Origin of the sequence: Mixta calida, assembly GCF_002953215.1 — a bacterium.
GTDB classification, from domain to species: Bacteria; Pseudomonadota; Gammaproteobacteria; order Enterobacterales; family Enterobacteriaceae; genus Mixta; species Mixta calida.
Genome location: NZ_CP026378.1, coordinates 3362102 through 3374598, shown reverse-complemented (window position 1 = coordinate 3374598; position 12497 = coordinate 3362102). Strand labels below are relative to the sequence as shown.

General features: G+C 60.5%; 17 protein-coding genes and 1 pseudogene. 16 read left to right on the top strand and 2 right to left on the bottom strand.

The genetic code is table 11. The features are described from left to right. Positions 1 to 372: 372 nt before the first annotated feature. Entirely contained in the window at positions 373 to 1428 is a 1056-nt protein-coding gene (locus C2E16_RS16080) for a phage portal protein (RefSeq protein WP_084971036.1), read from the bottom strand. Further along, a complete protein-coding gene (locus tag C2E16_RS16075; protein ID WP_084971038.1) occupies positions 1428 to 3194 on the bottom strand; it encodes a terminase ATPase subunit family protein in 1767 nt (588 codons plus the stop codon). Before C2E16_RS16075 ends, C2E16_RS16080 begins: the two co-directional genes overlap by 1 nt. Before the next feature lie 142 nt (positions 3195 to 3336). On the opposite strand from C2E16_RS16075, the gene C2E16_RS16070 reads away from it, so the two are divergent. From C2E16_RS16070 to C2E16_RS15995, 16 genes and pseudogenes are all read left to right on the top strand, one after another. Continuing rightward, positions 3337 to 4170 carry a GPO family capsid scaffolding protein gene (locus tag C2E16_RS16070; RefSeq protein WP_084971040.1) on the top strand — a complete coding sequence of 278 codons (834 nt, stop codon included), beginning with the start codon at positions 3337 to 3339 and terminating at the stop codon, positions 4168 to 4170. A gap of 16 nt (positions 4171 to 4186) precedes the next feature. Beyond that, on the top strand, positions 4187 to 5242 hold the full coding sequence (locus C2E16_RS16065; protein WP_084971042.1) for a phage major capsid protein, P2 family: 1056 nt from the start codon (positions 4187 to 4189) through the stop codon (positions 5240 to 5242). A gap of 3 nt (positions 5243 to 5245) precedes the next feature. Further along, entirely contained in the window at positions 5246 to 5896 is a 651-nt protein-coding gene (gene gpM, locus C2E16_RS16060) for a phage terminase small subunit (protein ID WP_084971044.1), read from the top strand. Positions 5897 to 5996: 100 nt separating this feature from the next. After that, positions 5997 to 6461, top strand: a complete 465-nt coding sequence (locus C2E16_RS16055; RefSeq protein WP_084971046.1) for a head completion/stabilization protein — start codon at positions 5997 to 5999, stop codon at positions 6459 to 6461. After that, positions 6461 to 6664: a tail protein X gene (locus C2E16_RS16050; protein WP_084971048.1), complete on the top strand. Its 204-nt coding sequence runs from the start codon at positions 6461 to 6463 to the stop codon at positions 6662 to 6664. The genes C2E16_RS16055 and C2E16_RS16050 overlap by 1 nt, the downstream gene beginning before the upstream one ends. 4 nt (positions 6665 to 6668) lie before the next feature. Next, positions 6669 to 6884, top strand: coding sequence for an HP1 family phage holin (locus C2E16_RS16045; RefSeq protein WP_084971050.1), 216 nt, complete (start codon positions 6669 to 6671; stop codon positions 6882 to 6884). Next, positions 6865 to 7368: pseudogene (locus C2E16_RS16040) on the top strand (lysozyme); the annotation flags it as partial. The gene C2E16_RS16045 and the pseudogene C2E16_RS16040, both read left to right, overlap by 20 nt. 7 nt (positions 7369 to 7375) lie before the next feature. Continuing rightward, positions 7376 to 7801 (top strand): Rz-like lysis system protein LysB, encoded by a 426-nt coding sequence (gene lysB, locus C2E16_RS21200; RefSeq protein WP_084971069.1) that lies wholly within the window; start codon positions 7376 to 7378, stop codon positions 7799 to 7801. Beyond that, positions 7686 to 7934, top strand: coding sequence for an Rz1-like lysis system protein LysC (gene lysC, locus C2E16_RS20990; RefSeq protein WP_257152277.1), 249 nt, complete (start codon positions 7686 to 7688; stop codon positions 7932 to 7934). Before lysB ends, lysC begins: the two co-directional genes overlap by 116 nt. Beyond that, the gene (locus C2E16_RS16025) at positions 7897 to 8322 is read left to right on the top strand and encodes a phage tail protein (protein WP_084971056.1); all 426 of its coding nucleotides are present in this window, start codon (positions 7897 to 7899) and stop codon (positions 8320 to 8322) included. The genes lysC and C2E16_RS16025 overlap by 38 nt, the downstream gene beginning before the upstream one ends. Then, the gene (locus C2E16_RS16020; protein ID WP_084971058.1) at positions 8322 to 8768 is read left to right on the top strand and encodes a phage virion morphogenesis protein; all 447 of its coding nucleotides are present in this window, start codon (positions 8322 to 8324) and stop codon (positions 8766 to 8768) included. Before C2E16_RS16025 ends, C2E16_RS16020 begins: the two co-directional genes overlap by 1 nt. Positions 8769 to 8837: 69 nt before the next feature. Further along, entirely contained in the window at positions 8838 to 9416 is a 579-nt protein-coding gene (locus C2E16_RS16015; RefSeq protein ID WP_084971060.1) for a phage baseplate assembly protein V, read from the top strand. After that, a complete protein-coding gene (locus tag C2E16_RS16010) occupies positions 9413 to 9772 on the top strand; it encodes a GPW/gp25 family protein (protein ID WP_084971061.1) in 360 nt (119 codons plus the stop codon). The genes C2E16_RS16015 and C2E16_RS16010 overlap by 4 nt, the downstream gene beginning before the upstream one ends. Further along, on the top strand, positions 9759 to 10679 hold the full coding sequence (locus C2E16_RS16005) for a baseplate J/gp47 family protein (protein WP_084971063.1): 921 nt from the start codon (positions 9759 to 9761) through the stop codon (positions 10677 to 10679). The genes C2E16_RS16010 and C2E16_RS16005 overlap by 14 nt, the downstream gene beginning before the upstream one ends. Continuing rightward, complete coding sequence (locus tag C2E16_RS16000; protein WP_084971065.1) at positions 10676 to 11290, top strand: phage tail protein I; 615 nt, start codon at positions 10676 to 10678, stop codon at positions 11288 to 11290. The genes C2E16_RS16005 and C2E16_RS16000 overlap by 4 nt, the downstream gene beginning before the upstream one ends. Next, on the top strand, positions 11287 to 12462 hold the full coding sequence (locus tag C2E16_RS15995) for a phage tail protein (protein WP_104951572.1): 1176 nt from the start codon (positions 11287 to 11289) through the stop codon (positions 12460 to 12462). Before C2E16_RS16000 ends, C2E16_RS15995 begins: the two co-directional genes overlap by 4 nt. The last annotated feature ends 35 nt before the right edge of the window (positions 12463 to 12497 follow it).

Genomic DNA, 12497 nt, shown 5'->3' with positions numbered 1-12497 from the left:
GAACGCCGACCGCGTTAAAACTTGCTTTTTGCGCGGACGGGGTTGAACAACGAGCAGAGCGAGGCGTTAGTGCATGACTATGCCGCATGAAAACGCATGATCCGCAGAGGATCGCAAATGCCTGGGCCCGCCAGTAATGGCGGGCCTTTGCGTATCTCATGCACCTGCATGAAAACCACTACATAAAGCGGGCAGGCGTGGCGGGGGTACGAGCGCGCGCTGGCTGGGTTAATGGTGCAGAATTGGCTGCATCAGCGGCACGCTGGCGTGTTGGGATTATGAAGCGAAAGCGGAACGGTAAAAAAGAAAGCGCCCCGCAGAATGCTGCTGAGGCGCTTTAATGAGGTAGTCGTGTTAAATGTGGTTCACGGGTCAGGCGGAAGGTATGTCGCCGGTATCCAGGCTGTATGGAGCAAAGCGGATCACTTCTTCACCCAGCCAGCTGTTCAATTCCCCCAGGCGTTTCTGCAGAGGGATAAGTTCGTTACGCACAAACACGCGACTGGCCTTTTCCACGTCGCCAAATCCGCCGGTATTGTTCGGGATGATGCCCATCATCTGCGGCGGTACGCGGTGCGCAGCCATCATGTCATCCCGTGACACGTTCTTGATGTTCAGAAACTCATCCTTTGCCGCTACCTCTGACAGCGGGATAATCTGAATCCCGTCCTTTTTCCCGCTCGGTGAGTACATAAACAGGTTACGGAAATTGCCCGGCCCCTTCGCGCTTCGCATCGCCTTGCGCATACTGTCCACGTCCTCCTGGCTCTGCGCCGGATCGGTCACGTACATGATAAATCCGGCATGGCTGCCGTTAAGGTAATATTTCCGGCGGAACAGTGTGGCCGACTCATTCAGCAGCGTAGACGGGATGGCTGAGAGGTAGCCGGGAAGCCCGTAAATTTCCTGATTGATGTCAGGCTCCAGCAGATGAAAAACGCTGCCCGGCGTGAACTGGTAAGGCTGCGTGGTCAGGCCATACTGCACAAACCAGTAGGTGTCCAAATCGGTGCCGCGCCGGGTATATTTTGCCAGCGCTGGCTCCAGCGAGAGAATACCGCCCAGGCGGTTGGTACGCTTCTCCAGATAGGCATTACCAAACACCAGATAATCCTGCACAAAGCGCGTAAAAGCCTGCTGACTGAGCAACGGATGCGGGATAAAGGTACTGCTGAGAATGTCACGCTTAACGGCAATCGGTGAGCTGTGATGCACGGCGGCGCGGTAGGTGCGCGCCAGCCCGTCAAAACTCACCGGCGGTTCATACCAGCGGTCCATCACCACGCATTCCACGTAGTCCAGCAGTTCACGGCGATCGAGAACCGGCACCGGGTCACCAAAGGTGAACGCTTCCGCCGCCGGTGCGCCGGTCATTTTTTCCGGCTGGCTTACCGGCTGCGTGCGGGCGCGGCTTTTTCGTTTGCTCATCAGTAAATCTCCATAATGTTGCGGGTATGGGCCGCTTCGCCCTGCAGGGGTTCGTTTGCCAGTGCATGCATGGTCGCCCAGGCAAGGTCCGCGTGGCTGGCTTCCTCGCTGCGGCTGGCTTCATAGGTGGGGCGATTGCCGCTGGCCGTGACGGCTTTGCGGATCGCCATGAATGACTGCGCGATGTCAAGGTGCCCGGCGTCAAACTCCAGGCGCTGATGACTGATAATGTCGTACGCCTTCAGCACCAGGGCGTTTTTCACATTCGGGTTGTAGACAAACTCCTTCACCGCCGGAAAGAACATCTTCACGTTTTCATACACGCCCAGGCCGACGCCGGTGGAGTCAATGCCGATATAGGTCACGTTGTACTGCTGCGTCAGCTTTCTGATGGCCTCCGCCTGGGCGCGGAAGTCCATGCCGCGCCACTGGTGGCGCTCCAGAATGCGAAACTTGCCGCCCGGCACGGCAGGCGGGGCGATCACCACGCACCCGGCGCTGTCGCCGTTCTGCGTGCCTTTGGCCGGGTCGTAGCCTATCCAGACTTCCCGGAAGCCGAACGGGCGCAGGGCCAGCGCCTCAAAATCGGTCCAGACTTCCCAGCTGTCCACCATGCACGCCTGCAGCAGCGTGAGCGGGAACACGGACGCCAGGTCGTCCACAAACTCACACATCAGCAGGTTCTGATATTCCGGCGGGCTGTACTCCAGGCGCAGCTGGTCAAGGTCAAACAGGTTACAGCCGCCGCGCACCGCATCCTCCACGGTGACAATCTGGCGGAACTGGCCGTCATCACAGAGGCGGCCCGGCGACAGGTTCGGGTGCGTCAGGTCGATGTCCACGCGATCGGCTTTGGCGCGGCCGCGGTTGAACAGGGCACCGGACCAGAACGGATAGGCGCTGTGGGTCAGGCTGGACGGCGTGGAAAAGTAGGTCTGCCGCCATTTTTTGTGCAGCGCCATACCGGACGCCACCTTGCGCAGTTCCTGAAATTTCGGTATCCAGAAATATTCATCCAGATACAGGTTGCCGTGGTAGCTCTGCGCGGTGCGGGCATTGGTGCCCAGAAAGTACAGGCACGCGCCGTTGCTCAGTGTCATCGGGTCGCCTTTCAGTTCCACGTCCACTTCTTTGGCAAACTCAATGATGTACTGTTTGAATACGTGCGCCTGCGCCTTACTGGCCGACAGGAAAATCTGGTTGCGCCCGGTGGTCAGCGCATCAATCAGCGCTTCGCGGGCAAAGTAGAAGGTGGCGCCAATCTGGCGCGACTTCAGCACGTTGCGGATACGGTGTTTATTACCGGCGTCCCACCACTGGCGCTGATAGCCGAACATCGAGCCGTGAAAAATCTCCTGCAGCTTTTCAATCTGTTCGTCTGAAAACACGTTTTTTTCCGGCGGTTTACGCGGTCCGCTGTTGCGGTTCGCCACCTTCGGATTCAGGTCCGCTTCGTTCCCGCCGTTGCTGAATTTGCCGATGCGGGCGTGGCGCTCGGACTGGCGCGCCAGCAGGTCAATTTCCTTGAAGTCTTTTCCTTCTTTTTGCTCCTTCATGATGAGCTGGCAGTAACGCGCAGCGGTGGTGAGCTGCATCTGGTCAAGCGGGCCATAGTCGCCCCACTTGTCGCGCTTCTTCCAGCTGTGAACGGTCGCAGGCTTCTCTCCCAGCATTTCAGCAATGCGGGCGATACGGTATCCCTGAAAGTACAGGAGCATGGCCTGCCTGCGGGGATCGAGGTCGTCGGGCGTCATCATCGTAGTCATGGGCACAAAATACGGCCCCGCCGCCTGCTTTTCTGCCGCCGTGCTTTGTGTGGTTTTTCACACAATGTTCCCGCGTTGTTTCAGACCCCCTTCCGCCGCAAACATAGGGCCTCACGAGTTTTTCCTCAACGGAGCCTGACCTATGGCAGTGAAAGCAAAGCGTTTCCGGATCGGAGTGGAAGGTGCCACCACGGACGGACGCGAAATCCAGCGCGACTGGCTGGAAGAGATGGCGGCGAACTATGACCCGAAGGTCTACACCGCCGTGATCAACATGGAACATATCAAGGGCTACACGCCTGACAGCCCGTTCCGCCGCTTTGGCGTGGTGGATGCGCTGGACACGGAAGAAATTCAGGGCGGTCTGCTGGACGGCAAGCTGGGGCTGTTTGCCACCATTTCCCCGACTGAAGACCTGATCGCCATGACCGGGAAAATGCAAAAGCTGTTTACCTCGATGGAAGTCGCGCCGAAGTTTGCCGACACCGGCAAAGCCTACCTGATTGGCCTGGCGGTGACCGACGACCCGGCGAGCCTCGGCACCGAAATGCTGGCCTTCAGCGCCAGCGCCGCGCAGAACCCGCTGGCGAACCGTAAAAAACACCCGGACAACCTGTTTACTGCCGCCGTTGAAACCGCCATCGAGCTGGAAGAGGTGCCGGACGACAGGCCGGGCCTGTTTGCCAGCGTCACCGCGCTGTTCCGTAAAAAGCAGCAGTCCGACGATGCCCGCTTTTCGGACGTGCATCAGGCGGTGGAGCTGATCGCCACCGAACACCAGGACTTCAGCGCCCGCACCGATGCCGCCCTGCAGGAGCAGGCAGCGCGCACCGGCGAGCTGGAAGCCGAACTGAATGAATACAAAGCCGCGTTTGATGCGTTGCAGGAACAGCTGACCCGCCAGGACAGCCGCAACGACTATCGCCAGCGCGCACCGGGCGGCGACGCACCGGCAGGCACCCTGACCAATTGCTGATGGAGCAACAGACCCAATGAAAAAGAATACCCGCTTTGCCTTTAACGCCTACCTGACGCAGCTGGCCCGCCTGAACGGCGTGGAGGTGACCGACCTGTCCAGCAAGTTCAGCGTGGAGCCGTCCGTGGCGCAGACGCTGGAAGACCAGATCCAGCAGTCCACCGCGTTTCTGACCCTGATTAACGTGATGGGCGTGGCAGAACAGTCCGGCCAGCTGCTGGGCCTCGGCGTCGGCAGCACCATTGCAGGCACCACGGACACGACCAGCAAAGAGCGCGAGCCAACCGACCCGACGCTGATGGCGGACGTGGAATACAAATGCGAGCAGACCAACTTTGACACGGCGCTGACCTACGCGAAGCTGGACCTGTGGGCCAAGTTTCAGGACTTCCAGGTGCGCATCCGTGACGCCATCGTGAAGCGTCAGGCGCTGGACCGCATCATGATCGGCTTTAACGGCGTGAAGCGCGCCAAAACGTCCAACCGTGCTGAAAACCCGCTGCTGCAGGACGTTAACAAGGGCTGGCTGCAGAAAATCCGCGAGGATGCGCCGGACAACGTGATGGGCAGCGTAACCAAAGACGGCGTAACCACGGCGGACCCGGTGAAGGTGGGCAAAGGCGGCACCTATGCCAACCTGGACGCGCTGGTGATGGATGCGGTGAACGAGCTGATTGACCCGATTTTTCAGGACGACGACGAGCTGGTTGTGGTCTGCGGGCGTGAGCTGTTGTCCGATAAATATTTCCCGCTGGTTAACAGCGACCAGGCCAACACGGAGAAGCTGGCCGCCGACCTGATTATCAGCCAGAAACGCATGGGAGGACTGCAGGCCGTGCGCGCGCCGTTCTTCCCGGCGAATGCCGTGCTGATTACCCGCCTGGATAACCTGTCGATTTACTGGCAGGAGGAGACCCGCCGCCGCTCGGTTATCGATAATCCGAAGCGCGATCGCATTGAAAACTTTGAGTCGGTTAACGAAGCGTACGTGGTGGAGGACTACCGCTGTGCGGCCCTGGTTGAAAACATCACCCTCGGCGACTTCAGCGCGCCCGCTGATACCGGAGCGTAACGCATGAGCCTGAGTCCCGCACGGCAGCACCGCCTGCGCATTCAGGCCGAACAGGCCGCCCGTCAGGGCGGCAGCGTTCGCCATGCAAAGGGCTATGACCTGATGCTGATGCAGCTGGGTGAGGACCGCCGCCGCCTCAAGGGCGTCCAGTCCACGGTCAAGAAAGCCGAAATCAAGCAGGAAGTGCTGCCCGGATACGCCCACTGGGTGGACGGCGTGCTGGCCGCCAACGGCGCGCAGCAGGATGACGTGCTGATGTACGTGATGCTCTGGCGCATCGATGCCGGGGACTATGCCGGGGCGCTGCTGATTGGCCGCCACGCGCTGAAGCACGGCTGGGTGATGCCGCAGGGCTTTAACCGCAACGTGCAGACGCTGCTGGCAGAGGAAATGGCTGACGCGGCAAAGGCGGCGCTGCTGGCTGACACCCCGTTTGATGCCGGGCTGCTGCTGCAGACGCTGGATGCGGTGGGAGAGCTGGATATGCCGGACCAGTCCCGCGCCCGCCTGCACAAGTCGCTGGGCTGGCTGCTGCGTGAACGCGATCCCGCTACTGCCCTTAACCACTTAAAAACCGCCCTGCAGCTGGACGAGCGCTGCGGAGTGAAAAAAGACATTGAACAGCTGGAGCGCCAACTGCGCAACGCCAGCTGATAACCGGACGTGCCCACGCGCGGGGCGGCACGGGGTGGCGACAGGCCAGGCCTTATCAAAACCCCGTCCACCGCCCAACTAATTCAGGAGAACCACGGCAATGAACTTTGTAGCGCCGGAGCAGGCACCGGACACGCCGGAAATTATCGAAAACACGCCGTTCTGGCCGGACCTTAACCTGGCGGATTTTCGCAGCGCCATGCGAACGGACGGCACCGTGACTGCGCCCCGTCTGCGTCAGGTGGTGCTGACCGCCATTTCTGAAGTGAACGCGGAGCTGTACGACTACCGCGCCCGTCAGCAGCAGCTGGGCTATGTGGCACTGGCAGACGTACCGGCAGAAAAGCTGGCCGGGCAGAGCCAGCGCATTCATCACTACCGCAACGCGGTGTGGTGCTGGACGCGGGCGGTACTGAACGAGCGTTATCAGGACTATGACGCCACGGCGGCAGGCGTGAAGCGCGGGGAGGCGCTGGAGGATGCCTCGGGCGATCTGTGGCGGGATGCGCGCTGGGCCATCAGCCGCGTGCAGGACCGGCCGCACAGCATCGTGGAGCTTATCTGATGAAAGTGCGTGCGCAGCAGTATGACACGGTGGATGCGCTTTGCTGGCGTCACTACGGGCGCACGCAGGGGCTGACGGAGCAGGTGCTGCAGGCGAATCCGGGGCTGGCTTTACACGGCCCCTTTTTACCCCACGGGCTGGAGGTGGAGCTGCCGGACGTCACGCCTGCAGCCACTGCGCAGACCGTACAGCTTTGGGACTGAAACCATGACAACAGAACGCATCAGCGCGTTTATCACCTGGTGCATCGCGGTGGCGATGGCCTGGCTGGGTGAGATGTCGCTGAAAGATATTTCCACGTATGTGGGGCTGGCGCTGGGCGTGCTGATGACGCTTATCAACTGGCATTACAAGCGCAAAACCTATCAGCTGCTGGAAAGTGGCCGCATCAGCCGGGGTGACTATGAATCTGCAAACCGTTAGGCGCTGTACGGTGGGCCTGGTGCTGGCGATTGCCGCCACGCTGCCGGGCTTTCAGCAGCTGCACACCTCGGTGGAGGGGCTGAAGCTGATTGCCGATTTTGAGGGCTGCAGGCTGCAGCCGTACCAGTGCAGCGCCGGAAAATGGACGGACGGGATCGGCAACACCCACGGCGTGGTGCCGGGCAAAGCCATCACGGAGCGGCAGGCGGCGGAGAGCCTGATTACCAACGTGCTGCGCACGGAGGCGGCGCTGGGCCGGTGCATCGTCACGCAGCTGCCGCAGCATGTCTACGATGCGGTGGTGTCGTTTGCGTTCAACGTAGGCACCGGTAACGCCTGCGGCTCCACGCTGGTGAAGCTGCTGAACCAGCGCCGCTGGGCGGATGCCTGCCGTCAGCTGCCGCGCTGGGTTTACGTGAACGGCGTGTTTAATCAGGGGCTGGATAACCGCCGCATGCGGGAAATGGCCTGGTGCCTGAAGGGGCAACATGATGCGCCTGCTGTTGACCGTGCTGCTGTTGGCGGTTGCGGCGATATGCGTTCAGACGTGGCGGCTGGACAGGACTGAGCAGGCGAACCGCAGCCAGAAAAACGCCCTGACTGCGCTGGAAGCGAAACTGAACCAGAAAAACAGCCAGCTGATTGCCCTGAATATCCTGACGCAGACCAACAGCCGGGAGCAGACCCGGCTTTATGCGGCAGCTGAAGAAACCCGTGCGCTGCTGCAGACGCGCCAGCGCCATATTGAGGACCTGACCCGTGAAAATGAAGCGTATCGCCGCTGGGCTGCTGCCCCTTTGCCTGCTGCTGCTGTCCGGCTGCGCCAGCGACCGGCCATCACCGGCGGTCAGCCTTACCGTGACTGGCTGTCCCAGAATAACGCGCTGCCAACTGCCGGAAGCCGCCCCGCGCAGTAACGGCGATCTGATGCGCCTGCTGGATGAGACGGAAGCCGCCTGGGCGAACTGCGCAGACAAGGTGGACACCATAGTGAACTGCCAGGAAAAAGACGATGAACAAACCGCAGTCCTTACGCCACGCCCTGAATAAGTCGGTGCCCTACGTGCGGGAAAACCCGGACCGACTGCACCTGTTTGTGGATAACGGTTCACTGGTTGCCACCGCTGCCGCATCGATTTCATGGGAGTACCGTTACACCCTGAATGTGGTGGTGACGGATTTCACCGGTGACCAGAACCTGCTGATGGCGCCCATTCTCTACTGGCTGCGGGACAATCAGCCTGATGCGCTGCATAACCCTGACGAGCGGGAAAAGCTGTTTACCTTTGAGGTGGATATTCTGGGCAACGGTGCCTGTGACCTTAGTCTGAACCTGAAGCTGACGGAGCGGGTGCTGGCGCGGGAGGTCAACGGGCAGATGCAGGTTGAAGCCGTGCCGGAGCCGGACGAGCCGGAAGAATACTGGACGGGCCGCTGATGGATGAACTGCAAAAGATTGACGACTGGCTGGCCGCGCTGCTGGCAAACCTGGAACCGGCAGCGCGCACCCGGATGCTGCGTGAGGTGGCGCGGGATGTCCGGCACATTCAGCAGCAGAACATCACCGCACAAAGGGCACCGGACGGAACGGCATGGGAGCCGCGCCGCATGACCGCCCGGACGAAACAGGGACGGGTTAAGCGCAGGATGTTCACGAAGCTGAAAACGGTGAAATACCTCAAAGCGCAGGCTAACGCCAGCCAGGCAGAGGTCCGGTTTACCGGGCAGGTGCAGCGTATTGCCCGTGTGCATCACTACGGACTGCGCGATCGGGTGAGCCGGGGCGGTCCTGAAGTGAAATACGCAGCGCGCCCGCTGCTGGGCATAAACGGTGAGGTGGAAACCACAGTGCAGGAAGCATTGCTGCGCTGGCTGAGTGAATAAGTTTTTGTGCCATGCCCCTTACAACGCTGCCTGGTGCCTCTCTTTTTTTGTTAATGGCAATCTTCCTTTATGAATGCACAACTCACCGAACTCATGCGCCTTATCACCAACCTGATCCGCACCGGCATTGTCTCGGACGTGGACCGGGACAAATGGCTGTGCCGGGTGAAAACGGGAGACCTTGAAACCAACTGGATTAGCTGGCTGACCCTGCGCGCCGGTAACACCCGCACATGGTGGGCACCCACCGTGGGGGAGCAGGTTGTGCTGCTGAGCCTCGGCGGCCATCTGGAAACCGCCTTTGCGCTGCCCGCCATTTACTCCGATACCTTCCCGCCGCCATCCGATTCAGAGGCAGGCAGCGTGACCGAATACCCGGACGGCGGCTGGTTTGAATATGACCCGGCCAGGCATCGCTGGCTGATTAAGGGCGTGCAGAACGTGGTGATAGAGGGTGCCGAAAATATGGAGCTGAACACGAAGCGCTTTGCGCTTAACGCTGACCAGGCGGAAATCAACGCGGAAATGACCATTAACGGCGGCGTGACGCAGAGCGGCGGCGCCATGAGTTCTAACGGCGTCATTGTGGACGATCATGATCACGGCGGCGTTGAACGTGGCAGCAGCAGAACGGACGGGCCGAAATGACAATGTATCGCGGCATGAACCAGCAGACCGGCAGGGCGCTGACGGACACCGACCATATCCGGCAGTCGGTCCGCGACATTCTGGTAACCCCGCAGGGCAGCCGTATTGCCCGGCGTGAATATGGCTCGATGCTGTTTGCCCTGATGGACCAGCCGCAGAACGATGCGCTGAACCTGCAGCTGATGGCCGCCATCTACGCCGCGCTGAGCCGCTGGGAACCGCGTATCAGGCTCAATGCCCTGCAGGTCAGCCGCAACTATGACGGCTCCCTGCAGGTGGAGTTAACCGGGCAGCGTGCGGACGGTTCGCCGCTGGCCATGAACGTCTCAACGGGAGGAAACAGTGGCGGTAATTGACCTTTCACAGCTGCCCGCGCCGGAAGTGGTGGAGGTGCCGGACTTTGAGGCGCTGCTGGCGGAACGCAAGGCGGCGTTTATCGCGCTGCATCCGGCCGATGAGCAGGAAGCGGTGCGCCGTACGCTGGCGCTGGAGTCTGAGCCGGTGGTTAAGCTACTGCAGGAAAATGCCTACCGGGAAATCCTGCTGCGCCAGCGCATCAACGAAGCCGCGCAGGCGGTGATGGTGGCCTATGCGCTCGGCAGCGATCTGGACCAGCTGGCAGCGAATTACAACCTGAAGCGCCTGACCATTACCCCGGCGGACCCGGAGGCTATCCCGCCGGTTGAAGCGGAGATGGAAACGGATGATGACCTGCGCCTGCGCGTGCCGGATGCCTTTGAAGGGCTGAGCGTGGCCGGACCGAAAGCGGCCTATGAGTTTTACGCCAAGAGTGCGGACGGGCGTGTGGCGGACGTATCGGCAACCAGCCCGGCCCCGGCGGAGGTGTTAATTACCGTACTGAGCCGGGAAGGGGACGGCACGGCACCGGCTGACCTGCTGACTGTCGTGGACAGCGCGCTGAATGACGAAAGCGTGCGTCCGGTGGCGGACCGCGTGACGGTGCAGGGCGCTGAAATATTCCCCTACAGCGTGGAAGCCAGGCTGCATCTTTATGACGGCGTGGTGGCCGGTCCCTGTCTGGATGCTGCTAACGCGGCGCTGGCCGCCTACCTGAAAGAGCAGGCGAAGCTGGGGCGCAGCGTGCGCCAGGACTCTTACGGGGCAGTGCTGCGCGTGGCTGGCGTGGACTGGGTTGAAATGGTCGAACCGGCCCGCGACATCATCATGGACCGCACGCAGGCAGGTTACTGCACCGGCACGCTGATAACGGTGGCGGGTGATGCAGCAGGGGGAACGGTATGAGCCTGAATAACAGTCTGTTACCGCCGGGGTCGTCTGCCACTGAGCGCAGGCTGGCCGCTGCCTGCAGCGATCTGTCCGGGCTGAAGGTGCCGCTGCGTGAACTGTGGAACCCGGCAACCTGCCCGGTAAAGTTTTTACCGTACCTTGCCTGGGCATTTTCGGTGGACCGCTGGGATGAGAGCTGGGCGGAGAGCGTCAAGCGCAAGGTGGTACAGGATGCGTTTTACATCCATCAGCACAAGGGAACCATCAGCGCGGTGCGCCGCGTGGTGGAGCCGTTCGGCTTTCTTATCCGCGTTATTGAATGGTGGCAGAACGGTGAGGCGCCCGGCACCTTCCGGCTGGATATTGGCGTGCAGGAGCAGGGCATCACGGAAGAAAGCTATCAGGAGCTGGAGCGCCTGATAAGCGATGCGAAGCCGTGCAGTCGCCATATGCTGGGCATGTCCATCAACCTGCAAAGCGGCGGCCAGTGTTATCTCGGTGCCGCCAGCTATGGCGGTGACGATCTCACCGTTTACCCCTATACACCTGACATTATTTCCGTCAGCGGCCGGAGCTATCCGGGTGCGGCGACTCACGTTATCGACTTGCTGGAAGTGGGACCATGACACAAAAATATTATGCGATTGTCACCAACCTCGGCGCGGCGAAAATTGCCAACGCCGTATCGCTCGGCACAAAGCTGAATATCACGCACATGGCGGTGGGAGACGGTGGCGGTACGTCGCCCACGCCGAACGCCAGCCAGACGAAGCTGGTAAACGAGGTGCGCCGGGCGGCGCTCAATTCGCTGACCGTTGACGCGGCCAACGGCAGCCAGATTATTGCTGAACAGGTTATTCCTGAAACGGAGGGCGGCTTCTGGATTCGGGAAATGGGGCTGTTTGACGGTGACGGCACGCTGATTGCGGTCTGTAACACCGCTGACACCTACAAGCCGCAGCTGCAGGAGGGCAGCGGACGAACGCAGCGCCTGCGCATGATCCTGATTGTCAGCAGCACGGAGGCCATCACGCTGAAGGTGGACCCGTCCGTGGTACTGGCAACGCGCCAGTATGTGGATGAAAACGTGCTGGAGGTACGCCAGTACGCGGACAGCCTGATGTCAAAACATCTGGCCGCTACCGATCCACATTCGCAGTATGCGCCAAAGGTCAGCCCGACCTTTACCGGTACGCCAAAAGCCCCGACGCCTGCAGCGGGCAACAATTCCACGCAGCTGGCAAACACAGCGTTTGTGCAGGCGGCACTGGCAGCGCTGGCAGGCAGCGCACCCGCCACGCTGGACACGCTGAAAGAACTGGCCGATGCGCTGGGCAATGACCCGAATTTTTCCGCGACCGTTCTTAACCAGTTAGCCGGGAAAATGGATATAGCGAAAAACGGCAGCGATATCGCGGACGTGGCTACGTTTCTCAAAAATCTTGGTTTGGGAGAGGCGGCAAAACTGCCTGCAGCCTCAGCAGCAACAAGCGGTTCAGGGTGGCTTTCCGTACCGGTAGTTATTAGCGGTACAGTGCGGAATATTATTTTGCAGTGGAAATCCGTTACCGTGCCGCAATCTACCGATGGGACGATGGTTGTCGTTAATTCATCATGGCCGGTTGCATTTCCTGCCGCCTGCCTTTCAATTATTCAGGCTCTGACCAATTCGACCATTTATGCAACGAATGGCAACCCATACACATCATCCGCGATAGTAGATCGTGCGACGTTTGCTGCCGCGTCCAGCTATTCCAAATCACCTTCTACAGTAACGGTATGGGGTATAGGTTGGTAAAAACGTTGGTTTGGGCGAGGCGGCAAAACGGGATG

What these genes read in the sequence shown, in the direction of transcription:
- C2E16_RS16080 (WP_084971036.1), bottom strand. Translation starts at nt 1,428, where the DNA reads ATGAGCAAACGAAAAAGCCGCGCCCGCACGCAGCCGGTAAGCCAGCCG.
- C2E16_RS16075 (WP_084971038.1), bottom strand. Translation starts at nt 3,194, where the DNA reads ATGACTACGATGATGACGCCCGACGACCTCGATCCCCGCAGGCAGGCC.
- C2E16_RS16070 (WP_084971040.1), top strand. Translation starts at nt 3,337, where the DNA reads ATGGCAGTGAAAGCAAAGCGTTTCCGGATCGGAGTGGAAGGTGCCACC.
- C2E16_RS16065 (WP_084971042.1), top strand. Translation starts at nt 4,187, where the DNA reads ATGAAAAAGAATACCCGCTTTGCCTTTAACGCCTACCTGACGCAGCTG.
- gpM (WP_084971044.1), top strand. Translation starts at nt 5,246, where the DNA reads ATGAGCCTGAGTCCCGCACGGCAGCACCGCCTGCGCATTCAGGCCGAA.
- C2E16_RS16055 (WP_084971046.1), top strand. Translation starts at nt 5,997, where the DNA reads ATGAACTTTGTAGCGCCGGAGCAGGCACCGGACACGCCGGAAATTATC.
- C2E16_RS16050 (WP_084971048.1), top strand. Translation starts at nt 6,461, where the DNA reads ATGAAAGTGCGTGCGCAGCAGTATGACACGGTGGATGCGCTTTGCTGG.
- C2E16_RS16045 (WP_084971050.1), top strand. Translation starts at nt 6,669, where the DNA reads ATGACAACAGAACGCATCAGCGCGTTTATCACCTGGTGCATCGCGGTG.
- lysB (WP_084971069.1), top strand. Translation starts at nt 7,376, where the DNA reads ATGCGCCTGCTGTTGACCGTGCTGCTGTTGGCGGTTGCGGCGATATGC.
- C2E16_RS16025 (WP_084971056.1), top strand. Translation starts at nt 7,897, where the DNA reads ATGAACAAACCGCAGTCCTTACGCCACGCCCTGAATAAGTCGGTGCCC.
- C2E16_RS16020 (WP_084971058.1), top strand. Translation starts at nt 8,322, where the DNA reads ATGGATGAACTGCAAAAGATTGACGACTGGCTGGCCGCGCTGCTGGCA.
- C2E16_RS16015 (WP_084971060.1), top strand. Translation starts at nt 8,838, where the DNA reads ATGAATGCACAACTCACCGAACTCATGCGCCTTATCACCAACCTGATC.
- C2E16_RS16010 (WP_084971061.1), top strand. Translation starts at nt 9,413, where the DNA reads ATGACAATGTATCGCGGCATGAACCAGCAGACCGGCAGGGCGCTGACG.
- C2E16_RS16000 (WP_084971065.1), top strand. Translation starts at nt 10,676, where the DNA reads ATGAGCCTGAATAACAGTCTGTTACCGCCGGGGTCGTCTGCCACTGAG.
- C2E16_RS15995 (WP_104951572.1), top strand. Translation starts at nt 11,287, where the DNA reads ATGACACAAAAATATTATGCGATTGTCACCAACCTCGGCGCGGCGAAA.